24 protein-coding genes are annotated in these 24,538 nt (G+C 60.0%); 13 read left to right on the plus strand and 11 right to left on the minus strand.

All coding sequences use genetic code 11. The annotated features are described in order from the left end of the window. Positions 1 to 49 precede the first annotated feature (49 nt). Entirely contained in the window at positions 50 to 1,231 is a 1,182-nt protein-coding gene (locus M5B43_RS12120; RefSeq protein WP_248750338.1) for a CaiB/BaiF CoA-transferase family protein, read from the minus strand. A 158-nt stretch (positions 1,232 to 1,389) separates the two neighbouring features. Here M5B43_RS12120 and tusD point away from each other — a divergent pair, with 158 nt between their 5' ends. From tusD to M5B43_RS12150, 6 genes are all read left to right on the plus strand, one after another. Continuing rightward, complete coding sequence (gene tusD, locus M5B43_RS12125; RefSeq protein ID WP_248750339.1) at positions 1,390 to 1,782, plus strand: sulfurtransferase complex subunit TusD; 393 nt, start codon at positions 1,390 to 1,392, stop codon at positions 1,780 to 1,782. Between the two features lies 1 nt (position 1,783). Next, complete coding sequence (gene tusC / locus M5B43_RS12130) at positions 1,784 to 2,134, plus strand: sulfurtransferase complex subunit TusC (RefSeq protein WP_248750340.1); 351 nt, start codon at positions 1,784 to 1,786, stop codon at positions 2,132 to 2,134. Further along, complete coding sequence (gene tusB / locus M5B43_RS12135) at positions 2,134 to 2,412, plus strand: sulfurtransferase complex subunit TusB (RefSeq protein ID WP_248750341.1); 279 nt, start codon at positions 2,134 to 2,136, stop codon at positions 2,410 to 2,412. Before tusC ends, tusB begins: the two co-directional genes overlap by 1 nt. Then, positions 2,409 to 2,744 (plus strand): TusE/DsrC/DsvC family sulfur relay protein, encoded by a 336-nt coding sequence (locus tag M5B43_RS12140; RefSeq protein ID WP_248750342.1) that lies wholly within the window; start codon positions 2,409 to 2,411, stop codon positions 2,742 to 2,744. The genes tusB and M5B43_RS12140 overlap by 4 nt, the downstream gene beginning before the upstream one ends. Continuing rightward, positions 2,741 to 3,742 carry a glycosyl transferase family protein gene (locus M5B43_RS12145; protein WP_248750343.1) on the plus strand — a complete coding sequence of 334 codons (1,002 nt, stop codon included), beginning with the start codon at positions 2,741 to 2,743 and terminating at the stop codon, positions 3,740 to 3,742. Before M5B43_RS12140 ends, M5B43_RS12145 begins: the two co-directional genes overlap by 4 nt. 88 nt (positions 3,743 to 3,830) lie before the next feature. Then, positions 3,831 to 4,826 carry a glutathione S-transferase family protein gene (locus M5B43_RS12150; protein ID WP_248750344.1) on the plus strand — a complete coding sequence of 332 codons (996 nt, stop codon included), beginning with the start codon at positions 3,831 to 3,833 and terminating at the stop codon, positions 4,824 to 4,826. Positions 4,827 to 4,849: 23 nt separating this feature from the next. Here M5B43_RS12150 and M5B43_RS12155 read toward each other — a convergent pair whose 3' ends face one another. Further along, complete coding sequence (locus M5B43_RS12155; protein WP_248750345.1) at positions 4,850 to 5,623, minus strand: helix-turn-helix transcriptional regulator; 774 nt, start codon at positions 5,621 to 5,623, stop codon at positions 4,850 to 4,852. 74 nt (positions 5,624 to 5,697) lie between these two features. Between M5B43_RS12155 and M5B43_RS12160 the strand changes: the two genes are divergently transcribed. Both M5B43_RS12160 and M5B43_RS12165 read left to right on the plus strand, forming a co-directional pair. Beyond that, on the plus strand, positions 5,698 to 6,858 hold the full coding sequence (locus M5B43_RS12160) for a cytochrome P450 (RefSeq protein ID WP_248750346.1): 1,161 nt from the start codon (positions 5,698 to 5,700) through the stop codon (positions 6,856 to 6,858). Then, a complete protein-coding gene (locus tag M5B43_RS12165; protein ID WP_248750347.1) occupies positions 6,855 to 7,202 on the plus strand; it encodes an antibiotic biosynthesis monooxygenase in 348 nt (115 codons plus the stop codon). Before M5B43_RS12160 ends, M5B43_RS12165 begins: the two co-directional genes overlap by 4 nt. A gap of 146 nt (positions 7,203 to 7,348) precedes the next feature. Here M5B43_RS12165 and cysG read toward each other — a convergent pair whose 3' ends face one another. From cysG to M5B43_RS12195, 6 genes are read right to left on the minus strand one after another with little or no spacing between them, the layout of a single operon-like run. Further along, positions 7,349 to 8,743, minus strand: a complete 1,395-nt coding sequence (gene cysG / locus M5B43_RS12170; RefSeq protein WP_248750348.1) for a siroheme synthase CysG — start codon at positions 8,741 to 8,743, stop codon at positions 7,349 to 7,351. After that, a complete protein-coding gene (gene serS, locus M5B43_RS12175; RefSeq protein WP_248750349.1) occupies positions 8,744 to 10,024 on the minus strand; it encodes a serine--tRNA ligase in 1,281 nt (426 codons plus the stop codon). A 16-nt stretch (positions 10,025 to 10,040) separates the two neighbouring features. Beyond that, positions 10,041 to 10,415, minus strand: coding sequence for a fluoride efflux transporter CrcB (crcB, locus tag M5B43_RS12180; protein ID WP_248750350.1), 375 nt, complete (start codon positions 10,413 to 10,415; stop codon positions 10,041 to 10,043). Continuing rightward, on the minus strand, positions 10,415 to 11,737 hold the full coding sequence (locus tag M5B43_RS12185; RefSeq protein WP_248750351.1) for a replication-associated recombination protein A: 1,323 nt from the start codon (positions 11,735 to 11,737) through the stop codon (positions 10,415 to 10,417). The genes crcB and M5B43_RS12185 overlap by 1 nt, the downstream gene beginning before the upstream one ends. Before the next feature lie 27 nt (positions 11,738 to 11,764). Further along, positions 11,765 to 12,388 carry an outer membrane lipoprotein chaperone LolA gene (gene lolA, locus M5B43_RS12190; RefSeq protein ID WP_248750352.1) on the minus strand — a complete coding sequence of 208 codons (624 nt, stop codon included), beginning with the start codon at positions 12,386 to 12,388 and terminating at the stop codon, positions 11,765 to 11,767. A gap of 54 nt (positions 12,389 to 12,442) precedes the next feature. Next, complete coding sequence (locus tag M5B43_RS12195; protein ID WP_248750353.1) at positions 12,443 to 14,851, minus strand: DNA translocase FtsK; 2,409 nt, start codon at positions 14,849 to 14,851, stop codon at positions 12,443 to 12,445. A 506-nt stretch (positions 14,852 to 15,357) separates the two neighbouring features. Between M5B43_RS12195 and aat the strand changes: the two genes are divergently transcribed. The 3 genes from aat (at position 15,358) to infA (ending at position 17,121) form a co-directional block, all read left to right on the plus strand. Beyond that, positions 15,358 to 16,038, plus strand: coding sequence for a leucyl/phenylalanyl-tRNA--protein transferase (aat, locus tag M5B43_RS12200; protein WP_248750354.1), 681 nt, complete (start codon positions 15,358 to 15,360; stop codon positions 16,036 to 16,038). 56 nt (positions 16,039 to 16,094) lie between these two features. Further along, positions 16,095 to 16,802 carry an arginyltransferase gene (locus tag M5B43_RS12205; protein ID WP_248750355.1) on the plus strand — a complete coding sequence of 236 codons (708 nt, stop codon included), beginning with the start codon at positions 16,095 to 16,097 and terminating at the stop codon, positions 16,800 to 16,802. Between the two features lie 100 nt (positions 16,803 to 16,902). Further along, a complete protein-coding gene (infA, locus tag M5B43_RS12210; protein WP_002553999.1) occupies positions 16,903 to 17,121 on the plus strand; it encodes a translation initiation factor IF-1 in 219 nt (72 codons plus the stop codon). Positions 17,122 to 17,309: 188 nt separating this feature from the next. On the opposite strand, the gene clpA is transcribed toward infA, so the two are convergent. Continuing rightward, the gene (gene clpA / locus M5B43_RS12215; RefSeq protein WP_248750356.1) at positions 17,310 to 19,580 is read right to left on the minus strand and encodes an ATP-dependent Clp protease ATP-binding subunit ClpA; all 2,271 of its coding nucleotides are present in this window, start codon (positions 19,578 to 19,580) and stop codon (positions 17,310 to 17,312) included. A 29-nt stretch (positions 19,581 to 19,609) separates the two neighbouring features. Next, complete coding sequence (gene clpS / locus M5B43_RS12220) at positions 19,610 to 19,978, minus strand: ATP-dependent Clp protease adapter ClpS (RefSeq protein WP_010567912.1); 369 nt, start codon at positions 19,976 to 19,978, stop codon at positions 19,610 to 19,612. Positions 19,979 to 20,196: 218 nt separating this feature from the next. Here clpS and cspD point away from each other — a divergent pair, with 218 nt between their 5' ends. Further along, the gene (cspD, locus tag M5B43_RS27255; protein ID WP_283099462.1) at positions 20,197 to 20,466 is read left to right on the plus strand and encodes a cold shock domain-containing protein CspD; all 270 of its coding nucleotides are present in this window, start codon (positions 20,197 to 20,199) and stop codon (positions 20,464 to 20,466) included. Between the two features lie 76 nt (positions 20,467 to 20,542). Here cspD and icd read toward each other — a convergent pair whose 3' ends face one another. Continuing rightward, positions 20,543 to 21,799, minus strand: a complete 1,257-nt coding sequence (gene icd, locus M5B43_RS12230; protein WP_248750357.1) for an NADP-dependent isocitrate dehydrogenase — start codon at positions 21,797 to 21,799, stop codon at positions 20,543 to 20,545. A 493-nt stretch (positions 21,800 to 22,292) separates the two neighbouring features. Here icd and M5B43_RS12235 point away from each other — a divergent pair, with 493 nt between their 5' ends. After that, positions 22,293 to 24,518: an NADP-dependent isocitrate dehydrogenase gene (locus M5B43_RS12235; RefSeq protein ID WP_248750358.1), complete on the plus strand. Its 2,226-nt coding sequence runs from the start codon at positions 22,293 to 22,295 to the stop codon at positions 24,516 to 24,518. The last annotated feature ends 20 nt before the right edge of the window (positions 24,519 to 24,538 follow it).

Genomic DNA, 24,538 nt, shown 5'->3' on the forward strand with positions numbered 1-24,538 from the left:
ACAGCGCTGCAGGTGAGGGAGCTTGCTCCCGATCACGTCCGCCCCGCCACTACATAATCACCTTGGCGCTGCGCAACGCGCTGATTCGCTGCGGGCTCACGCCCAACTCCGTCAGCACTTCATCGGTGTGCGCACCGACGGCAGCACCGATATGCCGAGGTTTTGGCAAACCTTCGGAAAATTTCAGCGGACAGGCGATTTGTGCCTGGGTCGAGCCATCGCCCCTGGGGACCTGGCTGACCAACTCCCGCGCTTTTAACTGTGGGTGCTCCAGCGCTTCGCTGAGGCTCAATACAGGCTCCACGCACGCATCCACCCCGGCAAACAGCGCGCACAGTTCATCAAAGCTGCGCTTTTCAAACTCAACCTGCAGCGCCAGCTTGAGGCTGTTTTGCTGCTCGGGTTGCGGTGACAGGCCCTGTGCCACCAACTCCGGCCGCCCTAATGCCGCGCATAATTGCTGCATGAAGGCCGGCTCCAGGCTGCCAACCGACATCCAGCGCCCATCACGGGTACGGTAGTAATCGTAGAAACTGCCGCCATTGAGCACATGGTTTTCGCGCTCCGGCTCTACCCCGCACGCCAAGTAACCCGCACCCGCCATGGCGTTAAGGCTGAACGAGCAGTCGGTCATGCTGACATCCAGGTATTGACCCACCCCGCTCTGCTGCCTGGCGATGACCGCGGCCAGCAAACCCACCACCGCATGCAACGAACCGCCGCCAACATCCGCCAGTTGCACCCCCAAGGGCAATGGCCCGCCGTCCCGACGGCCGGTGTGACTGGCTACGCCGGCCAACGCCAGGTAGTTGATGTCGTGCCCGGCGCGATCCTTATAGGGGCCGGTTTGGCCATAGCCGGTGATCGATACGTAGATCAGGCCAGGGTTGATCGCCTTCAACGCCTCATAGCCCAGGCCCAGGCGCGCCATCACCCCGGGACGGAATTGCTCCAGCACGATGTCGTAGTCCTTGACCAGCTCACGCACCAACTCCAACGCAGCGGCCTGCTTGAGGTCCAGCGCCAAACTGCGCTTGTTGCGATTGAGGTAGGCATGGCTGGCCGATGTGCCGTGATCATGGGGCGGAAGCACGCGCAACAGGTCCAGGCGCGTGGGCGATTCGATACGCAGCACTTCGGCGCCCATGTCCGCCAGCATCAAGGACGCAAACGGGCCGGGCAGCAAGGAGGAAAAATCCAGCACTTTGAGGGACGCCAAGGGACCTGACATGGAGACTCCGCTTCCGATTCGACTGGCCACAGCGTAGTCAGCCTTGTGCGGTTACGGCAATCGTCAGAACGATCATCCACAGTGACCGTTTTGATCACGGCGGGCTTTTTCGCGGCAGCGGCTTTATCATTGGCCCACGTTTGCTTGCAGAGTGTTCCATGAAGTTTGCAATTGCTTTGTTTTCCGCCGCCCATGCGCCCTCCTCGCGCCGCGCCTTGCTGTTCGCCCAGGCGCTGCTTGCCGGCGGGCACGAGATTGTGCGGCTGTTTTTTTATCAGGATGGCGTATACAGCGCCGCCAATAACGTCGTCACGCCCCAGGACGAACAAGACATCGCCCGCCAGTGGCGCGAGTTTGTAGACCAGCACCAGCTCGACGGTGTGGTCTGCATCGCCGCCGCGTTGCGCCGGGGCGTGCTCAACGGCGAAGAAGCTGCGCGCTATCAACGCAGCGCCGTCAACCTGGGCGCGCCCTGGGCATTGTCGGGCCTGGGCCAATTGCACGACGCGATCCAGGACGCCGACCGCCTGATCTGTTTTGGAGGGCCGTGACATGTCCAAATCCTTACTGGTGATCAGCCGCCAGGCTCCGTGGTCCGGGCCCGGTGCACGGGAAGCGCTGGATATCGTCCTGGCAGGTGGCGCGTTTGATCTGCCGATTGGCCTGCTGTTCCTCGATGACGGCGTGTTCCAGTTGGCGCCGCATCAGGACGCCAAGGCCCTGCAACAAAAGGACCTGAGCGCCAACCTGCAGGCACTGGGGCTGTTCGGCATTGACGAGGTGTTCGCCTGCCACCACAGCCTGGCCGAGCGCGGTCTGGCCGCCCCTGCCAGTGCCCAGTCGCTGAGCAGTGAGCAGATCTCCCAGCTGATTGACCGTTACGACCAGGTGATAACCCTCTGATGTCGACTTTACATATGGTGTCTCACTCCCCTTTTACCGATAGCCGCCTCGACAGTTGCCTGCGCCTGTGTGGCACCGAGGATGCAATCCTGCTCTGCGGCGACGGCGCGTATGGGCTGCGCCATGCGGCGCTGCAACTCAAGGGCATCAAGGTCTTTGTGCTGGCCGAAGACCTGCAGGCGCGCAACCTGCCACTGCCCGACTGGGCCGACTGTGTGGATTACCCAGGCTTCGTGCAGCTATCGATCGACTACGACAAGGTCAATACCTGGCTATGAACACCCTGACCGTCGGCGCACGCACCCTGGAGCTGGACAAAGACGGCTACCTCGTCGACCTCAATGACTGGTCCAGCGAGGTGGCCAACGCCCTCGCCGCTGCCGAGGCCCTGGAACTGACCCCGGATCACTGGGAAATCCTCGAGCTGCTGCGTGGCTTCTACAACGAGTTCCAGCTATCCCCGGCCACGCGCCCGCTGATCAAGTACACCGCCTTGAAGCTGGGCCCGGAAAAGGGCAACAGCCTGCACCTCAACAAACTGTTCAACGGCACTCCCGCCAAACTCGCCGCCAAGCTGGCGGGCCTGCCCAGGCCGACGAATTGCTTATGACCGACTTTGCCCCCCTGACCCTTGAAACCCCGGCCGAGCATCCGTTTGCGCAGTTCGTGCGCATCCTGGGCAAAGGCAAACGTGGCGCCCGCAACCTCACCCGCGAAGAAGCGCGCGAGGCCATGGGCATGCTGCTCGACGAAAAGGTTGAAGATACCCAGCTCGGCGCCTTCCTGATGCTGCTGCGCCACAAGGAAGAAAGCCCGGAAGAACTCGCCGGGTTCACCCAGGCCGTGCGCGAGCGCCTTGACGCGCCGGCGCTGAACGTGGATATCGATTGGCCGACCTACGCCGGCAAGAAACGCCACCTGCCGTGGTTTCTGCTGGCGGCCAAATGCCTGGCGCAAAACGGTGTGCGCATCCTGATGCATGGCGGCGGTGCCCACACGGCAGGTCGGCTCTACACCGAGCAATTGCTGGCGTCTTTGCAGATTCCCCTTTGCCGCAACTGGCAGCAAGTCGAAACGGCGTTCGAGCACGGCAACCTGGCGTTTATTCCGCTGGGCGACTGGGCACCGCAACTGCAACGCATGATCGACCTGCGCAACACCCTCGGCCTGCGCTCACCGATCCACTCGCTGGCACGCCTGCTCAACCCGCTGAATGCCCGCTGCGGCCTGCAAAGCATCTTCCACCCGGGTTACCAGGGTGTGCACCGTGACGCCAGCGGCTTGCTCGGCGACAACGTGATTGTGGTCAAGGGCGACGGTGGCGAAATCGAGATCAACCCCGACACGCTCAGTCACTTGTATGGCACCACCGGCGGCGAAAGCTGGGACGAAGAATGGCCGGCCCTCTCCGACCAGCGCCACGTCAAACCGGCAACGCTTGAGCCCGAACATCTGAAGGCGCTATGGCGCGGCGAGGTCGAGGACAGCTACCCACAACTGGCCCTGATCGCCACCATGGCCCTGGCCTTGCGCGGCCTCGGCCACCCGCGGCAACAGGCGTTCGAACTGGCGCAGCAATACTGGGCCGCGCGGGACAAATCGATTTAATCGATCATTCACGCCCGGTCTTTGCGCTTTTAGTTCGAACTCATCCGACTAGACTGGGCTCCAACGCTTATTAGCCAAGGAGCCCGCCATGGGTTTGCTGATCGAAGGGCACTGGAAAGACCAGTGGTACCAAAGTAGCGCAGATGGCGCTTTCCAACGCGAACAGGCGCAACGCCGCCACTGGGTGACCGCCGATGGCCAGCCCGGCCCCAGCGGCGAGGGAGGCTTCAAGGCCGAAGCAGGCCGTTATCACCTCTATGTCTCCCTTGCCTGCCCCTGGGCTCACCGCACCTTGATCATGCGCAAGCTCAAGGGCCTGGAAAGCCTGATCGACGTCTCGGTGGTCAGTTGGCTGATGCTGGAAAACGGCTGGACCTTCGACAAAACCCACGGCTCCACCGGCGACACGCTGGATGATTTCGCGTTCATGCATCAACGCTATACCGCCGACACGCCCGACTACACCGGTCGCGTTACCGTGCCGGTGCTGTGGGACAAGAAGCTCAAGCGCATCGTCAGCAATGAGTCGGCGGAGATCATCCGCATGTTCAACAGCGCGTTCGACGAACTGACGGGCAACACCCTGGATTTCTACCCCGAAGCACTGCGCCCGACCATCGACGCACTCAACGAGCGCATCTACCCAGCGGTGAACAACGGTGTGTACCGCGCAGGCTTCGCGACCTCGCAGCCAGCGTATGAAAGCGCCTTTGATGATGTGTTCAGCGAGCTGGAGCATTTGGAACAGCATCTGGGCAGCCACCGCTATCTGGCCGGTGAGTACCTGACCGAAGCCGATGTGCGACTGTTCACCACGCTGATTCGCTTTGACGCGGTGTACTACAGCCACTTCAAATGCAACCTGCGACGGATTGCCGATTATCCGAACTTATCGAACTGGTTGCGGGAGCTGTATCAGTGGCCGGGCGTGGCCGAGACGGTGGATTTTGCGCATATCAAGGGGCATTACTATGCGAGCCACCGGACCATCAACCCCACGGGGATTGTGCCGAAGGGGCCATTGCAGCAGTTTGATGCCCAGCACGATAGAGATCGGCTTAAAGGCAACGACGTCCGACATTGATCTGCTGGCATGAAGATCAATCGTTAGGGAACCGATAACGCAGGGGCGGCGAGTGGTGTTGAGTCGGCCCCAACGGCTTTCCCCATCGGGTTGTTGTCCAGCACGATGCCAAATCGGCCGTAGCACTCCTTGCGTCCCTTGGGTGTCAATGCAAGCGCCCTGCTGTCCAGGTCTTGGATAACCCACTTGCGGCTTAGGGTCATCTGTAGGAAAGCGGCTCCGAGCGCGCCACCAAGATGCGGGCGCCGCATGCTCCAATCCAGGCACGAGCACGCGAAACGACGCCGCTGCGCCCTGACCCTCTCGACCTCGATACCGAGACCGGACATCGCTTTTTCGCCACTCACCGTCAGCTGATAGGCGCTGTCCTCATCAACATTCGGCGTGATGAGCCACCCCGACGCCAGGAAATGGTCATGCAGTTGTACCGCCAAGGTACCGGCCATGTGGTCATAACAGGTGCGCGCAAACTGCAACCTGGATGGCGTCGTCGAAACGTAGCGGGTATCCGCCTTGTGACTGATCACCATCAGGGCCTCCATCGCCTGGGCCACGTGCGCATCCGCGAGGCTGTAGTAACGATGCCGGCCCTGAGTGTAGAGCCTTACCAGCCCGTCTTCTTTCAGCCGCGCCAGGTGTGCGCTCGCCGTGGATAAGCTCACGTCGGCGATGACGGCCATTTCAGTGCTGGTACGCGCATGGCCATCCATCAGCGAACACAGCATTTTCGTCCTGGCAGGTTCGGCAATGGCGCCGGCTACCCGCGAGATGGCAGTGTCATTGCTTTGAGCGTCCATATTTCGTTCCTGAGCGAATTGTCGGCCTGCGAGGTGTTCGATAGTAGCCGTTCTTTATGAACAGGACTCCTGGAATGACGCCCTTTGATGCCGCCACTCACACCGATCCCTATGCGTATTACGCCGCACTCAGGCGTCAAAACGGCCTTTCATTCGATACAGATCTGCGTTTATGGATTGCAAGCAGTGCCGACGCTGTCGACGCCATTCTGGGGCATCCCGATTGTCGGGTACGCCCACTGAATGAGCTGATCCCTCCTGCCATTGCGCAGGGTGCCTCAGGTACGGTGTTCGGTCGTTTGATGCGCATGAACGAAGGCCCGCAGCATCAGTGTCCCAGATTAGTCATTGAACCCGCCTTGGCCTCTGTCGAGACAGACAGCCTCACCGGCATCGTGGCACGCGTACTCAAGACCCTCGATAACCCCATCGAGAACCTGGATGAGCTGATGTTCACGCTACCGATTGGCGTGATTGCCAGCTTGATGGGTATCCCATCCAGCCGGCTACAGGCAGTGGCGAGGCTTACACGCGATTTCGTCGCCTGCCTGTCGCCGTTAAGCGATGCAGCCCAACACAATAAAGCTGATTGCGCCGCCACCGGCCTCAACCCGTTATTCAGCGCGCTATTGAGTGACGACCGTCAAGCCAGCCCCTTTTTGAGTCAGATCCACGCCGGATGCGCCGCAACCGCATGGGGCGAGACTGACGCGCTGATCGCGAACCTGATCGGCCTGTTGTCACAAACCTGCGAGGCCACCGCCGGGCTGATCGGCAATACCCTCGTAGCGCTGCAACGTGACCCTGATCTGATTGCAACCTTGCAATCAGCCCCGCTGCTCGTCACAGACCTGGTGGCGGAGGTCGCCCGCTATGACTCGCCGGTACAAAATACCCGGCGATTCGTTGCAAAACGATGCTGGGTCGGGGACTGCGTCCTTGAGGCGGGTGACACCGTTTTACTGTTACTCGCGTCAGCCAACAGAGACCCGTCTGCCAACCCGGCACCTGACCGTTTCCTGCTCAAACGAACGCAAAGAAAAACGTTCAGTTTTGGCTCGGGCAGGCACGAATGCCCGGGCCAGCGACTTGCCCTGACTATCGCCGCAGAGGCGATTTTAGCCTGGCTATTTCAGCCACCGCCTTGCACTCCTCGTTTTGAACGGTGGAGTTACCTTCCCTCCGTCAATGGCCGTATCCCGCAGTTCCATCGTCCTCAGGAGAGTCAGCAATGATCGCCGTTATTTTTGAAGCATGGCCGCACACAGAACAATACGAGCGCTATCTCGACCTGGCAGCCGAGCTGAAACCATTGCTGGCAGAGATTGAAGGGTTCATCTCGGTTGAGCGCTTCCAAAGCCTGAGTGAACCTGGAAAAGTTCTATCACTGTCGTTTTGGCGTGACGAAGAGGCGATCAAGCAGTGGCGCGGCCTGGAATTGCATCGCGCAGCCCAGCTTGCCGGTCGCAAGCAGGTCTTTGCCGACTACCACCTTCGCATTGCCCAGGTGGTGCGGGACTACAGTCTTGAGGACCGCGCTCAAGCGCCGGGTGATAGCCAGCAAGCGCATACGCAATGAGCGGACTTGCCTCACGTGGGGCAAGCCCTGATGCCAATCAGCTAAGAAGGAACACTATCACTGTGGCCCGCTCGCCACAGGTTACCGGTTGCTCGTTCTAGCGCTTAACTGACTGGCATTGGGGCTTGCCCCCGATGCTTTTAGCGTCAGACCTGAGCCTGGGCGCCCTCAAACCACTTCAATTTCTCGCGTAACACCACCACTTCACCCACGATCACCAGTGTCGGCGCATGCACTTCATGCTCCGCCACCATGCGCGGCAAGTCGGCCAGGGTGCCGGTAAACACGCGCTGGTTGGCGGTGGTGCCTTGCTGGATCAGCGCGGCCGGGGTATCCGCCGCACGCCCATGCTTGATCAGTTGCTCGCAGATGATCGGCAAGCCAATCAACCCCATGTAGAACACCAGGGTCTGCGAGGGCCCCACCAAGTCGTTCCAAGGCAGGTCAGACGTCCCGTCCTTCAAATGCCCGGTGATAAAACGTACCGATTGCGCATAGTCTCGGTGAGTCAGCGGGATCCCGGCGTATGCCGCGCAACCACTGGCCGCCGTGATACCCGGTACGACCTGGAACGGGATGCCATGGGCGGCCAGCTCTTCGATTTCTTCACCACCGCGGCCAAAGATGAACGGATCGCCCCCCTTCAGGCGCAGCACACGCTTGCCTTGCTTGGCCAGGTCTACCAGTTGCTGGTTGATCTGGTCCTGGGGCACGGCATGGTCAGCCCGACGCTTGCCGACGTACACGCGCTCGGCGTCGCGACGGCACAGTTCAAGTATCGCGGGTGCGACCAGGCGGTCGTACAGCACCACGTCCGCCTGCTGCATCAAACGCAAGGCACGGAAGGTCAACAGGTCCGGATCGCCCGGGCCTGCGCCCACCAGGTAAACCTCGCCCGGTGCATCGGGCGGTGCGCCGTTGACCTTTTCGATCAACAGGCGCTCGGCTTCCGCGCCCTGCCCGGCCAACTGGCGGTCGGCAATCGGGCCCTGGAACACGTCTTCCCAGAACGCCCGCCGCTGCTGCACATCCGGGTACAAGCCTTTGACCTGGGCACGAAAACGCGCCGCCAACCCGGCCAACTGACCGTAGGTGGACGGAATCCAGGTTTCCAGCTTGGCGCGGATCAAGCGCGCCAGCACCGGCGCATCGCCGCCGCTGGACACCGCGATCACCAACGGTGAACGGTCGACAATCGCCGGGAAGATCACGCTGCACAAGGCGGGCGCATCCACTACGTTGACCGGTACACAGCGACGCTTGGCATCACTGGACACGTGCGCATTCAGCGGCTCATCGTCGGTCGCCGCGATAATCAGGGTGCAATCATCCAGGTCGGCCTCCTGATAACCGCGCAAAATCAGTTCCCCGCCACTGCCCTGCACCAGTTCACGCAACTGGTCTTCGATCTGGGGAGCAACCACCCGCAGCAACGCACCGGCATCGGCCAGCAGCCGGGATTTGCGCAAGGCAATCTCCCCGCCACCGACGACCAACACACGACTGCCGCGCAGGTTATGAAACAGCGGCAGAAATTCCATTTAGCCGATGACCTCAACGCCCGCCATGTACGGCTTGAGCACTTCGGGTACGCGGATCGAACCGTCGGCCTGCTGGTAGTTTTCCAGCACAGCAACCAGGGTACGACCGACGGCCAGGCCCGAACCGTTGAGGGTGTGCACCAGTTCCGGCTTGCCGGTTTCCGGGTTACGGAAACGCGCCTGCATGCGACGAGCCTGGAAATCACCGCAGTTGGAGCACGACGAAATCTCGCGGTACTTGTCCTGGCTCGGCACCCACACTTCGAGGTCGTAGGTCTTGACGGCACTGAAGCCCATGTCGCCGGTGCACAGTGCCAGCACGCGATACGGCAGCTCCAGCAGTTGCAGGACGCGCTCGGCGTTGGCGGTCAAACCTTCCAGGGCTTCCATGGAAGTCGACGGCTCGACCACCTGCACCATCTCGACCTTGTCGAACTGGTGCTGGCGGATCATGCCGCGCGTGTCACGCCCCGATGCCCCGGCTTCACTGCGAAAGCACGGGCTATGGGCCACGAACTTGATCGGCAGTTGCTTGGCGTCGAGGATCTCACCGGCCACGATGTTGGTCAGCGACACTTCGGCGGTCGGGATCAGGTACAGATCGGCTTCGCCATCGCGGCTGATCTTGAACAGATCTTCCTCGAACTTCGGCAGCTGGCTGGTGCCCATCAGCGCCGGCGCCTGAACCAGGTACGGCGTGTAAGCCTCTTCGTAACCGTGTTCGCCGGTGTGCAGGTTGATCATGAACTGCGCCAGTGCACGGTGCATGCGCGCAATCGGGCCGCGCAACAAGGCAAAGCGTGCGCCCGACATCTTGGCGGCGGTTTCGAAATCCAGGCCACCGGTCAATTCGCCCAGGGCGACGTGGTCCCTGATCTCGAAATCGAAGGCTTTTGGCGTGCCCCAGCGGCGCACTTCGACGTTACCGTCTTCGTCTTCGCCAACCGGCACAGACTCATGCGGGATGTTGGGGATACCCAACAGGATCGAGTCCAGTTCGGACTGGATCTTCTCCAGCTCGACTTTACCGTCGGACAGCTCGGTGCCCATCCGCTCGACGTCCGCCATCAACGGCGCGATGTCTTCGCCGCGCTGCTTGGCCTGACCGATGGATTTGGAACGCGCATTACGCTCAGCCTGCAGTGCTTCGGTGCGGGTCTGGACGGTCTTGCGCTGTTCTTCCAGCGCTTCGATGCGCGCAACATCCAGAGCAAAGCCACGGGATGCCAGGCGGTCCGCTACGTCCTGAAGGTTGCTACGTAACAGTTTGGAATCGAGCATGTCGGTCTCTCGTTTATCAAAGTTTGGTCAAGGACAGGCCAGCCCAGGTGGCGAGCAGCCCGCCGAACACACTGATGCCCAGGTACCCGAAAGCGACCAGGGCCTGCCCGCTTTCCAGCAGGCGCAGCGTATCCAGTGAAAAGGATGAAAAGGTCGTCAGACCGCCTACAAAGCCGACAATCAAGCCGGCACGAATTTCAATCGGCACTTCCGGGCGCAACAGGAACCAGCCATACAGCAGCCCAATGATCAAGCAACCCACCAGGTTGACCGCCAGGGTCGCCGCATAAAAATGCCGCGGCCAGTTGGCGTTGACCCAAGTGCTGGTGGCGAAACGCAATAATGTACCAGCGATACCGGCGATGGACACGGCAAGAATCGTCTTGAGCACTACTTTCTCCGCTGTCTGGGGCTGAGGCGGTCGAGTTGGGCCAGATGGTTGAGCTTTTCACCGATCTTCAGCTCCAGCCCACGGGGCACCGGCTGGTAGAACGCCTGCGGCTCCAGCGCATCGGGGAAGTAATCTTCGCCGGCGGCATAAGCGTCCGGCTCATCATGGGCATAGCGGTATTCATCACCGTAGCCCAGTTGTTTCATCAACTTGGTCGGCGCATTGCGCAGGTGCAACGGCACTTCGAGGGAGCCATGTTCGGCGGCCGCACGCAGGGCGGATTTGAAGCCCATGTACACCGCGTTACTTTTCGGCGCGCAGGCCAGGTAGGTAATGGCCTGGGCCACCGCCAACTCGCCTTCGGGGCTGCCGAGGCGCTCCTGCACCTCCCACGCGGCCAGGCACAGGCTCAAGGCGCGCGGGTCGGCATTGCCGATGTCTTCGCTGGCCATGCGCACGACGCGGCGTGCCAGGTACAGCGGGTCGCAGCCGCCGTCGATCATGCGTGCAAACCAATACAACGCACCGTCGGGGTTGGAGCCGCGCACGGATTTATGCAGCGCCGAAATTTGGTCATAAAACGCTTCGCCGCCTTTGTCGAAACGTCGACGCGTGTCGCCCAGCAGGCTCTGCAACAGGTCGATGCCGATCTCGCTGCCGTCTTCGGCCAGGTCGGAGGCGTTCTCCAGCAAGTTGAGAAATCGGCGGCCGTCACCGTCGGCAGCGCTCAGCAGGATCTTGAAGCCCTCGTCGCTGACGCTCAGTTGGCGCTTGCCCAGGCCCTTGTCTTCGTTCAAGGCGCGCTGCAACAGCTTTTGCATCGCCCCTTCGTCCAGGCTCTTGAGCACGTAGACCCGCGCCCGCGACAGCAGGGCGTTGTTCAATTCGAAGGAAGGGTTTTCGGTGGTCGCGCCGATAAAAATCAGCGTGCCATCCTCGACATACGGCAGGAACGCATCCTGCTGCGACTTGTTGAAGCGGTGCACTTCGTCGACGAAGAGGATCGTGCGCTTGCCGTATTGCCCAGCCTGTTGCTTGGCGACTTCCACCGCCTGGCGGATCTCCTTGACCCCGGCGAGGACCGCCGAGACCGTTTCAAAGTGTGCATCCGAGACCTTGGCCAGCAGCCGCGCCAGGGTGGTTTTACCCACGCCCGGCGGGCCCCAGAAAATCATTGAATGCAGCGCACCCTGCTCCAGGGCTTCGCGCAAGGGCTTGCCGCGAGCGAGCAGGTGTTCCTGCCCGACGTACTCATCCAGGTTGGTCGAACGCAAGCGCGCCGCCAGGGGCTGAGCAATCGGGTCACTTCGAAACAGATCCATGGGCAGCGTTTGAAACCTCTAGGCAGGTTATTCCTGGATCACGTCGGCACCCTTGGGGATGACGAACTTGAACTTGGATGCATCCACAACGCCGTTGGCCTTGACGCCGGAAAACAGGATATCGGTGCGCTGGCCAACGCTGTCGATCAGGCGCATGTTATTGATCACACCATTGCCAAACGACAATTGCAGGCTGTCGAACAGCGTGTCCTTGGATTTTGGCTTGAGGGTGAACTCGATGACGTTGCTGGTCTGTTTGGAGGTGATGTCGAAGCTGTCATTGATTTTCGACACATCACCCGACAGCAGCAGTGCCGGGGTCTGGTTCAGGCGCGGGTCCAGTTTCTTGATGGTCGCCTGTTCCAGGTCCGGGTCCCACAACGTGACTTTCTGGCCGTCGGAAACGATGGTCTGCTCAGCCTTCCCTTCCGTATGCCAGTAGAACAGCCCCGGGCGCTGCACAGCCATTTCACCTTCGGTCTGCTGCAACCGGGTGCCGCCCGCATCCAGGGTCAATTGGGAGAAGCGCGCGGTCAGGGTTTGGGATTTGTCCAACAGGTTCTTCAGGCTGGCCACGGAAGCCGGATCAGCGTGAGCCGAAACAGCGGTCAGGGCCAGTGCCGGCAACAACAGCATGCGGATAAGACGCATGGGAGTCCTCATTGAGTCGTTAGGGCGCGCCGCGTGCTGCCACGCGGCACGGGATCAGTCGCGCATCTGCCCGGGGGCGATGACTTCACGCGAGCCGTTGGTGTTCATGGCGGTCACGACGCCTGCATTTTCCATGGCTTCGATCATGCGGGCGGCGCGGTTGTAGCCGATTTTCAGCTTGCGCTGCACCGCAGAGATCGAGGCACGGCGGCTCTCGAGCACGAAGGCTACGGCTTCGTCGTACAGCGCGTCGGTTTCAGCGTCATCGTCGCCACCACCGCTGCCGCCGTCGAAACCGCTACCGGCCTCTTCAACGCCTGCGAGGATGTCGTCGTTGTATTCCGGCGCACCGCGAAGCTTCCAGGCTTCCACTACGCGGTGCACTTCATCATCGGACACAAACGCACCGTGAACCCGGATCGGCAGGCTGGTGCCGGGCGGCATGTAGAGCATGTCACCGTGGCCCAGCAACTGCTCGGCGCCGCCCTGGTCGATGATGGTCCGTGAGTCGATCTTGCTGGAAACCTGGAACGCCATACGCGTCGGGATGTTGGCCTTGATCAGACCGGTAATCACGTCCACCGAAGGACGCTGGGTCGCGAGGATCAAGTGAATCCCGGCGGCACGGGCCTTCTGGGCAATACGCGCGATCAGTTCTTCAACCTTCTTGCCGACGATCATCATCATGTCGGCGAATTCGTCGACCACCACCACGATGGTCGGCAGCTTGGTCAGCAAGGGCGCTTCGTCGTGGATGCTTTCGCGCTTGTACAGCGGGTCGGTCAGTGGCGTACCGGCGTCCTGGGCTTCCTTGACCTTGGCGTTGAAGCCCGAGAGGTTGCGTACGCCCATCTTCGCCATCAGCTTGTAGCGGCGCTCCATCTCGGCAACGCTCCAACGCAGGGCGTTGGCAGCATCCTTCATGTCGGTCACGACCGGGCACAAGAGGTGCGGAATGCCTTCGTAGATCGACAGTTCCAACATTTTCGGGTCGATCATGATCAGCTTGGCGTCTTCCGGGCCGGACTTGAACAGGATCGACAGGATCATCGCGTTCACACCCACCGACTTACCGGAACCAGTGGTACCGGCAACCAGCAGGTGGGGCATTTTCGCCAGGTCGGTGATCACCGGCTTGCCGCCGATGTCATGACCGAGGGCCAAGGTAACCGGCGATTTGAAATTGTCGTATTCCGGCGTCGACAGCACTTCGGAGAACCGCACGATCTGGCGGTCTTCGTTGGGAATCTCGATACCCACGGTGGTCTTGCCCGGGATCACCTCCACCACACGTACGCTGGTCACGGCCAGGGAACGGGCCAGGTCCTTCGCCAGGTTGGCGATTCGGCTGACCTTGACGCCGGCTGCCGGCTGGATTTCATAACGGGTAATCACCGGGCCGGGGTGGATCGAGTCCACCGACACTTCGACGCCAAACTCCTTGAGCTTGATTTCCAGCAGATGGCCAACGGCCGCCAGGGATTCCGGGGAGTAATTGAGTTGTTTCTTTTCAGCCGGATCGAGAATCGAGATCGGCGGCAAGGTGCCTTCGACGGCGCTGTCGATAAACAACGGTGCCTGTTTCTCTTTTTGCACGCGATGGCTGGGCTCGGGGGCCTTGGGCGGCGCAGGCGCAATCACAGGTGGCACCTGCTTCTCACGTTCCGACATGTGTTTGCTCAGGGCTTGCTCGCGCTCGATCAACCGCTCCTTGACCTTGGCTTGCTCGCGTCGGTCCGGGGTACTCGGGGCCACCACTTCATTGACGCGGGTGTCCACCTCACGCAGTTGCGCAACCATGCGCTTGCGATCGACACGGGCGGCCCACCAGCGGTTGGCAGCACCCTGGAACAACTCGAACAGGTCGAGGGTGATCTTGCCGGTCACGTCCATCACCTTGAACCACGACAAGTCGGTGAACACCGTGAGGCCGAACAGGAACAGCGCAATAAACATCAGGGTACTGCCCTGGATATTCAGGGTTCGGCGCGCCAGGTCACCGAGGCTTTCGCCCAGCGCACCGCCCGCGCCCGCCGGCAGGCCGGTAGGTGCATGGAAATGAATATGGGCCAGCGCCGCACCGGACAACACCAGGAACACCAGGCCGATCAGCCGCCAGGAAAACAGCCAGCCACTCCACTGCCACGGTTCGTGACGCTGGCGGAAGATCTGCCAGGTCTTGATCGCCAGCAGCAACGGGAAGATATAGGCAAAGTAACCCAGCACCATGAACAGGATATCGGCGCTGTAGGAACCGGCGGGGCCACCGAAGTTCTGCACGTCTTCGATCTTGCTGTTGTGGCTCCAGCCCGGATCGTCCTTGCCATAGGTGAGCAAGGCCATCATCAGGAACAGGCACAGGGCACCGATGGCAATCAATGCACCTTCCTTGAGTCGGTAGTGCAGGTGCTGGCGCCAGGCCGGAACGACTGCTGCTTTAGGTGTTGCGGCGGATTTCTTCAAAACGGGTCTTTTCCTGCGCCTTTAGCGCGTCCATCTGTTGAATGACTGCACACTGCACGACCCTATCCCGAGCCCGAGCAGCTGAAAAATGAACACATGTTGCTGAATCTACTTTTAACACTGGGTGTTGCCTGGGTGAAATGGCGATAACGCCCCAATGGCCGCATTGTACGGGTTTGCGCGCGCGATGCCACGCACTTGCCAATCACCCCACAGCGTAGACAATTGAAGTATCACAGCGTGTTCAATTTGAGCATGCATTGTCTTTGCTGACAAAGGCTTATGCGCTGTTTTTACCAATCCAGGCAAGCTTGGCAAATGGCCTGCACCCGCCAGACCCGATTACGACCGCGCCTCGGGCGCAGAGTTGCAGCCCCCGCGCTCATGCTAATCCTGGCCGACCCTCTATTTGGGCTGGCCCCACGGCGCCACGTCGACAATAATCAGCGTTCGCGGGGCAGATGCCACACCTGCCACTCCCCTCCCCTTCCGTAAGCCTGGATGCCATGCTGACTTGGTTGCAACGCGACACCCTGACTTTTCCGCCATTGGCCAAGGCCATGCGCGAACCCAATGGCCTGCTCGCCGCCGGCGGCGATCTGTCGGCCGAACGCCTCATACAAGCCTATCGCCATGGCTGTTTTCCGTGGTTCTCGCAAGGCCAGCCCATCCTGTGGTGGTCGCCGGACCCACGCACGGTGATATTCCCCGACGAGCTGCATGTCTCGCGCAGTCTCGGCAAGCTATTGCGCCAGCAGCGCTATACCGTGACCTTCGACCAGGACTTCGCAGCCGTCATCCAAGCCTGCGCCGCGCCCCGAGCCTACGCAGACGGCACCTGGATCACCGAAGGCATCCAGCACGCCTACCTGGAGCTGCATCGGCGCGGCTACGCCCACTCCGTCGAGGTATGGGACCAAGGCGAACTGGTCGGCGGCCTGTATGGCCTGGCAATGGGCCAATTATTTTTTGGCGAATCCATGTTCAGTCGCGCCGACAACGCCTCGAAATTCGGCTTCGCGACGCTGACCCGGCAATTGCAAGCCTGGGGCTATGTGCTGATTGACTGCCAGATGCCCAATGATCACCTGCACAGCCTTGGCGCCCGCGCCATACCGCGCAGCGAGTTCACAGACTTCCTGCACAACCATTTGGACCAACCCAGCTCTGGACCGTGGGTTTCCTAGGCGACTTTCGCGCACCTGGCTTACACTTATTTCAAAGCTTATCCCGAGGGTTGATCATGACCGAGCTGGCGCGCTTGAAGTTTTATGCCACTCAAGCCCACTCTTGCAGCTATCTGCCCGACGAGCAGGCCACTACGCTGTTCCTCGACCCCAGCCAGCCAATGGACGTGCATGTGTACGCCGACCTTTCCGAGATGGGGTTTCGACGTAGCGGCGATCATCTGTACCGCCCCCATTGCCAGAACTGTAATGCCTGCGTCCCGGCGCGCATCCCGGTTGCGCAATTTTTGCCGGACCGCAATCAGAAACGCATTCTCAAGCGCAACGCCGACCTGACGGTGAAAGCGACCAAACCGCGATACAGCGAAGAATACTTCGACCTTTACCGACGCTACATCGAACAACGCCATGCCGACGGCGATATGTTCCCACCCAGCCGCGACCAGTTTTCCACGTTTCTGGTACGCGACCTGCCCTTCTCGCGCTTCTACGAGTTCCGCCTCGACGGTCGCCTGCTGGCCGTGGCCGTGACCGACCTGCTGCCCAACGGCCTGTCAGCGGTCTACACCTTTTATGAGCCGGCCGAGGAGCGCCGCAGCCTGGGACGCTTTGCCATCCTCTGGCAAATAGGCGAAGCCCTGCGCCAGGAACTGGAGGCGGTGTACCTCGGATACTGGATCAAGAACTGCAAAAAGATGAACTACAAGACCCAGTATCGGCCCATCGAGCTACTAATTAATCAAAGATGGGTCACGCTTAGCTAGAACCCCTTGGCTTAAACACCCTTTTTCGGGCACAATGCACGCCGCTTTTGCCTGGCGCAGTTGCACCGGGCCATTCACTGGATACCGAGGGCTTTACTGCATGTCGAAAGAAGACAGCTTCGAAATGGAAGGCACTGTCGTCGACACCCTGCCCAACACCATGTTTCGTGTGGAGTTGGAAAATGGGCACGTCGTAACCGCGCATATCTCCGGCAAGATGCGCAAGAACTACATTCGTATTCTTACCGGTGACAAAGTGCGCGTCGAGCTGACGCCCTATGACTTGAGCAAAGGGCGCATCACTTACCGCGCTCGCTAAGCAAGTCAATACAAAACGCCCGGTTATGCCGGGCGTTTTTGTGTGCATGTGTTATTTACCTGACACTCAATACCAATGTGGGAGGGGGCTTGCTCCCTCCCACATTTGATCTGCATTGCTTTGGCGATTGGGTTTCAAGCCAGCAAAAAGGCGCCTTTAGGCGCCTTTTGCAATGTTGCAGCTAACGATCAGGCCATTTCAGCCGTGGTTTCGAAGTCGAAGGTCAGCTCGCCATCCTTCAGATCCACATGCACCACGCCGCCATGGTCGGAGAGCTCGCCGAACAGGATCTCTTCAGCCAGCGGCCGCTTGATCTTGTCCTGGATCAGACGCGCCATTGGGCGAGCGCCCATTGCCGAATCGTAGCCGCCCTCTGCCAGCCAGTTGCGCGCCGCGTCCGTCACATCCAACTGCACGCGCTTGTCTTCCAACTGCGCCTGAAGCTCGGTGAGGAACTTGTCCACCACGCTCTTGATGACCTCATGACTGAGGCGACCAAACTGGATAATGGTGTCCAGACGGTTGCGGAACTCCGGCGTGAAGCTTTTCTTGATCACTTCCATCGCATCGGAAGAGTGATCCTGATGCGTAAAGCCGATAGAAGCCCGTGCAGCGGTTTCAGCGCCGGCGTTGGTGGTCATGATCACGATCACATTGCGGAAATCCGCCTTGCGCCCGTTGTTGTCGGTCAGGGTCCCGTGATCCATGACCTGCAACAGCAGGTTGAAGACTTCCGGATGGGCCTTCTCGATTTCATCAAGGAGCAATACGCAATGCGGCTGCTTGGTGATCGCCTCGGTCAACAGGCCGCCCTGATCGAAGCCGACATAGCCCGGAGGCGCACCGATCAGGCGCGACACGGTGTGACGCTCCATGTATTCGGACATGTCAAAACGCACCAGCTCAATCCCCATGGCCTTGGCCAACTGCCGCGCCGCTTCGGTCTTGCCGACGCCGGTCGGGCCTGCAAACAGGAACGAGCCGACTGGCTTGTCCGGCGACTTGAGGCCCGCACGGGACAGCTTGATCGCGGTGGACAACGAATCGATGGCCGCATCCTGGCCAAACACGGTGAGCTTGAGGTCACGCTCCAGGTTACGCAGCAGCTCCTTGTCGGAACTGGTGACGTGTTTTGGCGGAATCCGCGCGATCTTGGCCACAATGTCCTCGACCTGAGGCACGTCGATGCGCTTCACACGCTTCTCGACCGGTTGCAGGCGCTGGTAGGCACCCGCCTCGTCGATCACGTCGATCGCTTTGTCGGGCATGTGCCGATCATTGATGTAGCGTGACGCCAGCTCTGCCGCCGCCCGCAGGGCTTCATCGGTGTACTCGATGCCATGGTGCGCTTCGAAACGCCCCTTGAGCCCACGCAGGATGCCGATGGTGTCTTCTACCGAAGGCTCGGACACATCAACTTTCTGGAAGCGTCGCGCCAAGGCACGGTCTTTCTCGAAGATGCCACGGAATTCCTGGAACGTGGTCGAACCGATGCAGCGGATATCACCCGACGACAGCAGCGGCTTGAGCAGGTTCGAGGCATCCATCACACCGCCGGAGGCTGCACCCGCCCCAATGATGGTATGGATCTCGTCGATGAACAGGATCGCCTGCGGGCGTTTTTTCAGCTCACCGAGCAACGCCTTGAAGCGCTTCTCGAAATCGCCACGGTACTTGGTCCCGGCGAGCAGTGCGCCCAGGTCAAGGGAGTAGACGACGCTGTTGGCCAGCAGGTCAGGCACCTGGTTGTCGACGATGCGCTTGGCCAGGCCTTCGGCAATCGCGGTTTTACCCACGCCCGCCTCACCCACCAGCAACGGGTTGTTCTTGCGACGACGCGCAAGGATCTGCGCTACACGCTCAACCTCAAGCTCACGCCCGACCAGCGGATCAATCCGCCCCTGGCGTGCCAGTTCATTGAGGTTGCTGGCATAAGCATCCAGCGGGTTGCTTGAAGAAGAAGACTCACCGCCCTCGTCGTCCTGCATATCCTGCTCACCCTCGGAATGATCGCCGTGCCCAGGCACCTTGGAGATACCGTGGGCGATGTAGTTGACGACATCAATACGGGCAACGCTCTGCTGCTTGAGCAGGAACACTGCCTGGCTTTCCTGTTCGCTGAAAATCGCCACAAGCACATTGGCGCCTGTGACTTCACGCTTACCGGAGCTCTGTACGTGGAAGACAGCACGCTGCAATACCCGCTGAAAGCCCAGGGTTGGCTGGGTTTCACGGTCCTCGTCATGCACGGGGATCAGTGGCGTGGTGGAGTCGATGAACTCCTGCAGGTCATGCTTGAGTTTGTCGAGATTGGCGCCGCACGCACGCAGAACGGTGGCGGCAGCCTCATTATCCAAAAGTGCCAGCAGCAGGTGCTCGACGGTCATGAATTCATGACGCTTCGAACGAGCCTCCTTGAAGGCAAGATTGAGGGTGACTTCGAGCTCGCGGTTTAACATAGCTTCACCTCATACCCAAGTGGTCGGCGTTAACCGTCCTTCTCGATTTCACAGAGTAGCGGATGCTGGCTTTCCCTGGCGTACTGGTTGACCTGCATGGCCTTTGTCTCGGCGATGTCACGGGTAAACACTCCACATACTGCCCGTCCTTCTGTGTGAACGGCCAGCATTACCTTGGTCGCCAACTCGCGGTTCAGGTTGAAAAACACCTCGAGCACTTCGACGACGAAATCCATCGGTGTGTAGTCATCATTAAACAAAACCACCTTGTACATCGGCGGCGCCTGTAGAGCGGGCTTGGCCTCCTGAACAGCAATGCCTGCAGAACCGTCGTCATCGTGTTCGTGATCCGGTCGATCCTGATTGAATGTTAGTCGAATCTGGCTGATTGCATGCATGGAAAGAAAGGTTCGTCAGTGGTTCAAATACAGTGGTGGGGGCGACCTGTCAGAATTTCAACTCTGACCGTTCAGTCGCCTTGACTATCGGAAAATCGGTGTTACAACCAATAGAACCCACAGTGGGTAAAAAAGGTCCGCGCAGTCAACCTTATTTATTCGGGTTAGGACGGATAAACTGGATGATACTCCAGTGATGGAGTCTGGTGCAGAGGGATATGGGAATGGCGAGTGGCAAGGTCAAGTGGTTCAACAATGCCAAGGGTTACGGCTTCATTATTGAAGACGGCAAGGATGAAGACCTTTTTGTGCATTACTCCGCGATCAAAATGGACGGCTACAAGACACTTAAAGCGGGCCAGGCAGTGTCCTTTGAGATTATCCAGGGACCCAAGGGCAAGCATGCGGTGGAGATCAACGCGCCAATCACCATCGGCGCCGCCAAAAAGGAAGGCATTGCTCAAGAACCAAAAAAGCAACTGGCCTGATCAGCCACTGAGCAAGCTCCTGAACGCAAAAACCGGCCATCCTGAACCTCTGGAATGGCCGGTTTTTTTTGCCCTCTTACATGTGCTTGATCAACGCATCCCCAAAGCCCGACGATGACACCAGCGTCGCACCCTCCATCAGGCGCTCGAAGTCATAAGTCACCGTCTTGGCCGAAATAGCGCCGTTGGTGCCCTTGATGATCAGGTCGGCCGCCTCGGTCCAGCCCATGTGGCGCAGCATCATTTCGGCCGACAGAATCAATGAGCCCGGGTTGACCTGATCCTTGCCCGCATATTTAGGTGCCGTCCCGTGGGTCGCTTCGAACATGGCCACGGTGTCGGACAGGTTGGCTCCCGGCGCAATACCAATACCACCCACCTCCGCCGCCAGGGCGTCGGACAGGTAGTCACCGTTCAGGTTAAGCGTTGCGATCACATCATATTCAGCCGGACGCAGCAGGATCTGCTGGAGCATGGCGTCTGCGATAGCATCCTTGACCACGACCTTCTTGCCGGTCTTGGGGTTCTTGAATTGCATCCACGGCCCACCGTCGAGCAGTGTCGCGCCGAACTCCTGCGCCGCCACTTCGTAGGCCCACTCTTTGAAGGCTCCTTCGGTGAACTTCATGATGTTGCCTTTGTGCACAATCGTCAGCGAGTCGCGATCATTATCCACCACGTATTGCAGAGCCTTGCGCGCCAGGCGCTTGGTACCCTCGAGTGATACCGGCTTGACGCCGATGCCGCAGTCCTGGTCGAAACGGATCTTGGTGACCCCCATTTCCTCCTTGAGAAACTTGATCACCTTGTTCGCTTCCGGGGAACCGGCTTTCCACTCGATCCCGGCGTAAATGTCTTCGGAGTTCTCGCGAAAGATGGTCATGTCTACGTCGCCAGGCTTCTTCACCGGGCTCGGCACACCTTCGAACCAGCGCACCGGGCGCAGGCAAACATACAAGTCGAGCTGCTGACGCAGGGCCACGTTCAACGAACGGATGCCGCCACCGACCGGGGTGGTCAGCGGGCCCTTGATGGACACCACATAGTCCTTGACCGCATCCAGGGTTTCCTGGGGCAGCCAGGTGTCCTGGTCGTAGACCTGAGTGGCCTTCTCGCCGGCGTAAACCTCCATCCAGGAGATTTTGCGCTTGCCGCCATAAGCCTTTTCAACAGCTGCGTCGACCACCTTGATCATCACCGGGCTGATGTCGACGCCAATACCGTCACCTTCGATGTAGGGGATGATCGGTTGGTCAGGAACATTGAGAGAATGGTCTGGATTGACGGTGATTTTTTCGCCGACTGCCGGAACCTGAATCTTCTTGTATCCCATGCTGAACTCCATCTATGGATTGAACATCTGGCTGCGTTCGAGCCTACTCCAGATAAATGACGACTGAAACCTCACGCCATGCTCATTTGCATCGAAAACAGCATATTTGGTCGCCTACAAGCCTGAAAGCAAAGGCAAAATCGCCAATCTCGAGCACATCGTGCGACTTTGGTCGCAACCTGTGCCCTGCGACCTTTAGACCAATGGACGAGACACCTTTTGTATGAAGGCTCGGCGTAAGCATAGCGACCTATGTATAATGCCGCCGCTGACCCAAGAGTCACGACAGCTGACCGCTCTAGACAGTAGCCTTCAGCCAGAAAGCAGGGTTATTACAATAGCCCACCCGCTTGACGCTCGACTGATGCAACCCAACATCACCGCGAAGAAACCTCGACATTTCGCTCATGGATGACTTTGAACGAACGCGCTCTACCCGGCGCATCTCGAGTTTCTGCGCACGCTTTCAGCAAAGAAGAGAGTTAATCCGAATATGCCCACCCGCTCGAAGATCATCTACACCTTCACCGACGAAGCCCCAGCCCTCGCCACCTATTCACTGCTGCCTATCGTAGAGGCCTTCACCGCTTCCGCTGATATTGCTGTGGAAACCCGCGACATCTCCCTCGCCGGGCGCATCCTCGCAAGCTTCCCCGAGCAACTGGGCACCAAGGCTATCCCGGACCACCTCGCCGAACTGGGCGACCTGGCCGTAACCCCTGAAGCCAACATCATCAAGCTGCCTAACATCAGCGCCTCGACGCCTCAGCTGCAAGCCGCGATCAAGGAACTCCAGGCCCAGGGCTACGCCCTGCCGGACTACCCTGAAACCGTAACCACCGACGCGGAAAAAGAAACCCGTGCACGTTACGACAAGGTCAAGGGCAGCGCCGTGAACCCGGTACTGCGCGAAGGCAACTCCGACCGCCGCGCGCCGCTGTCGGTCAAGAACTACGCACGCAAGCACCCGCACAAAATGGGCGCCTGGGCTGCCGACTCCAAGTCCCACGTGGCTCACATGAGCAACGGCGACTTCTACGGCAGCGAGAAAGCCGTACAGATCGAAGCCGCTGACGCGGTCAAGATCGCACTGGTCACCCAAGACGGCACCACCACCGTCCTGAAAGAAAAGACCACCGTTCAAGCCGGCGAAATCATCGACACCGCCGTACTGAGCAAGAAAGCCCTGCGCAGCTTCATCGCCGCTGAAATCGAAGATGCCAAGAAACAAGGCGTACTGCTGTCGGTTCACTTGAAAGCCACCATGATGAAGGTCTCCGACCCGATCATGTTCGGCCAGATCGTTGCCGAGTTCTATAAAGACGCACTGGCCAAGCATGCAGTCGTGCTGGAGCAGATCGGCTTCAACCTGAACAACGGCATCGGCGACCTGTACGCTCGCATCAAGGCCCTGCCGGCCGAGCAACAGGCACAGATCGAAGCGGACATCCAGGCGGTCTACGCCGCTCGCCCTTCCCTGGCGATGGTCAACTCCGACAAAGGCATCACCAACCTGCACGTACCGAGCGACGTCATCGTCGACGCCTCGATGCCAGCCATGATCCGTGACTCCGGCAAGATGTGGGGCACCGACGGCCAGTTGCACGACACCAAGGCCGTGATCCCGGACCGCTGCTACGCCACCATCTACCAGGCGGTCATCGAAGACTGCAAGGCTAACGGCGCCTTCGATCCGACCACCATGGGCAGCGTGCCAAACGTTGGCCTGATGGCGAAGAAAGCCGAAGAATACGGCTCCCACGACAAGACCTTCCAGATCAAGGCTGACGGCGTCGTTCGCGTCACCGACAGCAAGGGCAACCTGCTGATGGAACAGAACGTCGAAGCCGGCGACATCTTCCGCATGTGCCAGACCAAAGATGCACCGATCCAGGACTGGGTCAAACTGGCCGTCAACCGCGCTCGCGCCAGCAACACCCCGGCCATTTTCTGGCTGGACCCACAGCGCGCCCACGACGGCGTAGTGGTCGAGAAAGTCCAGGCTTACCTGAAAGACCACAACACCGAAGGCCTGGACATCCGCATCATGTCGCCGGTCGACGCGATGAAGTTCACCCTGGAGCGTACCCGCAAGGGCCTGGACACCATCTCGGTGACCGGCAACGTCCTGCGTGACTACCTGACCGACCTGTTCCCGATCATGGAGCTGGGCACCAGCGCCAAGATGCTGTCGATCGTGCCACTGATGAACGGCGGCGGCTTGTTCGAAACCGGCGCCGGCGGTTCGGCGCCAAAGCACGTGCAACAGCTGCTGGAAGAAAACTTCCTGCGCTGGGACTCCCTGGGCGAGTTCCTGGCCCTGGCCGCGTCCCTTGAGCATTTGGGTGTGACGTACAACAACCCGAAAGCCCTGGTACTGTCCAAGACCCTGGACCAGGCCACCGGCCAGTTCCTCGACAACAACAAGTCGCCATCGCGTAAAGTCGGCAACATCGACAACCGCGGCAGCCACTTCTACCTGGCGCTGTACTGGGCCCAGGCCCTGGCCGCCCAGACTGAAGATGCAGCGCTGCAAGCGCAGTTCGGCGAACTGGCCAAGACCCTGGCTGCGAACGAAGCCACCATCGTTGCCGAGCTCAACGCCGTGCAGGGCAAGCCCGTGGACATCGGTGGCTACTACGCGCCGAACCCCGAGCTGACCAGCAAAGCCATGCGCCCAAGCAACACCCTCAACGCGGCGATTGCCAAGTTGAAGTAAGGTTGTAAGGATGCAAAGAA

This window comes from Pseudomonas sp. MWU15-20650 (assembly GCF_023242475.1).
Lineage (GTDB): Bacteria > Pseudomonadota > Gammaproteobacteria > Pseudomonadales > Pseudomonadaceae > Aquipseudomonas.

Coding starts and splice junctions, on each gene's coding strand:
- M5B43_RS12165 (WP_248750347.1), top strand. CDS start 6,855: ATGATCGCCGTTATTTTTGAAGCATGGCCGCACACAGAACAATACGAG.
- M5B43_RS12150 (WP_248750344.1), top strand. CDS start 3,831: ATGGGTTTGCTGATCGAAGGGCACTGGAAAGACCAGTGGTACCAAAGT.
- M5B43_RS12205 (WP_248750355.1), top strand. CDS start 16,095: ATGACCGAGCTGGCGCGCTTGAAGTTTTATGCCACTCAAGCCCACTCT.
- M5B43_RS12140 (WP_248750342.1), top strand. CDS start 2,409: ATGAACACCCTGACCGTCGGCGCACGCACCCTGGAGCTGGACAAAGAC.
- tusD (WP_248750339.1), top strand. CDS start 1,390: ATGAAGTTTGCAATTGCTTTGTTTTCCGCCGCCCATGCGCCCTCCTCG.
- M5B43_RS12235 (WP_248750358.1), top strand. CDS start 22,293: ATGCCCACCCGCTCGAAGATCATCTACACCTTCACCGACGAAGCCCCA.
- serS (WP_248750349.1), bottom strand. CDS start 10,024: ATGCTCGATTCCAAACTGTTACGTAGCAACCTTCAGGACGTAGCGGAC.
- infA (WP_002553999.1), top strand. CDS start 16,903: ATGTCGAAAGAAGACAGCTTCGAAATGGAAGGCACTGTCGTCGACACC.
- clpS (WP_010567912.1), bottom strand. CDS start 19,978: ATGCATGCAATCAGCCAGATTCGACTAACATTCAATCAGGATCGACCG.
- M5B43_RS12120 (WP_248750338.1), bottom strand. CDS start 1,231: ATGTCAGGTCCCTTGGCGTCCCTCAAAGTGCTGGATTTTTCCTCCTTG.
- aat (WP_248750354.1), top strand. CDS start 15,358: ATGCTGACTTGGTTGCAACGCGACACCCTGACTTTTCCGCCATTGGCC.
- clpA (WP_248750356.1), bottom strand. CDS start 19,580: ATGTTAAACCGCGAGCTCGAAGTCACCCTCAATCTTGCCTTCAAGGAG.
- M5B43_RS12145 (WP_248750343.1), top strand. CDS start 2,741: ATGACCGACTTTGCCCCCCTGACCCTTGAAACCCCGGCCGAGCATCCG.
- icd (WP_248750357.1), bottom strand. CDS start 21,799: ATGGGATACAAGAAGATTCAGGTTCCGGCAGTCGGCGAAAAAATCACC.
- cysG (WP_248750348.1), bottom strand. CDS start 8,743: ATGGAATTTCTGCCGCTGTTTCATAACCTGCGCGGCAGTCGTGTGTTG.
- tusB (WP_248750341.1), top strand. CDS start 2,134: ATGTCGACTTTACATATGGTGTCTCACTCCCCTTTTACCGATAGCCGC.
- lolA (WP_248750352.1), bottom strand. CDS start 12,388: ATGCGTCTTATCCGCATGCTGTTGTTGCCGGCACTGGCCCTGACCGCT.
- M5B43_RS12185 (WP_248750351.1), bottom strand. CDS start 11,737: ATGGATCTGTTTCGAAGTGACCCGATTGCTCAGCCCCTGGCGGCGCGC.
- tusC (WP_248750340.1), top strand. CDS start 1,784: ATGTCCAAATCCTTACTGGTGATCAGCCGCCAGGCTCCGTGGTCCGGG.
- M5B43_RS12160 (WP_248750346.1), top strand. CDS start 5,698: ATGACGCCCTTTGATGCCGCCACTCACACCGATCCCTATGCGTATTAC.
- cspD (WP_283099462.1), top strand. CDS start 20,197: ATGGGAATGGCGAGTGGCAAGGTCAAGTGGTTCAACAATGCCAAGGGT.
- M5B43_RS12155 (WP_248750345.1), bottom strand. CDS start 5,623: ATGGACGCTCAAAGCAATGACACTGCCATCTCGCGGGTAGCCGGCGCC.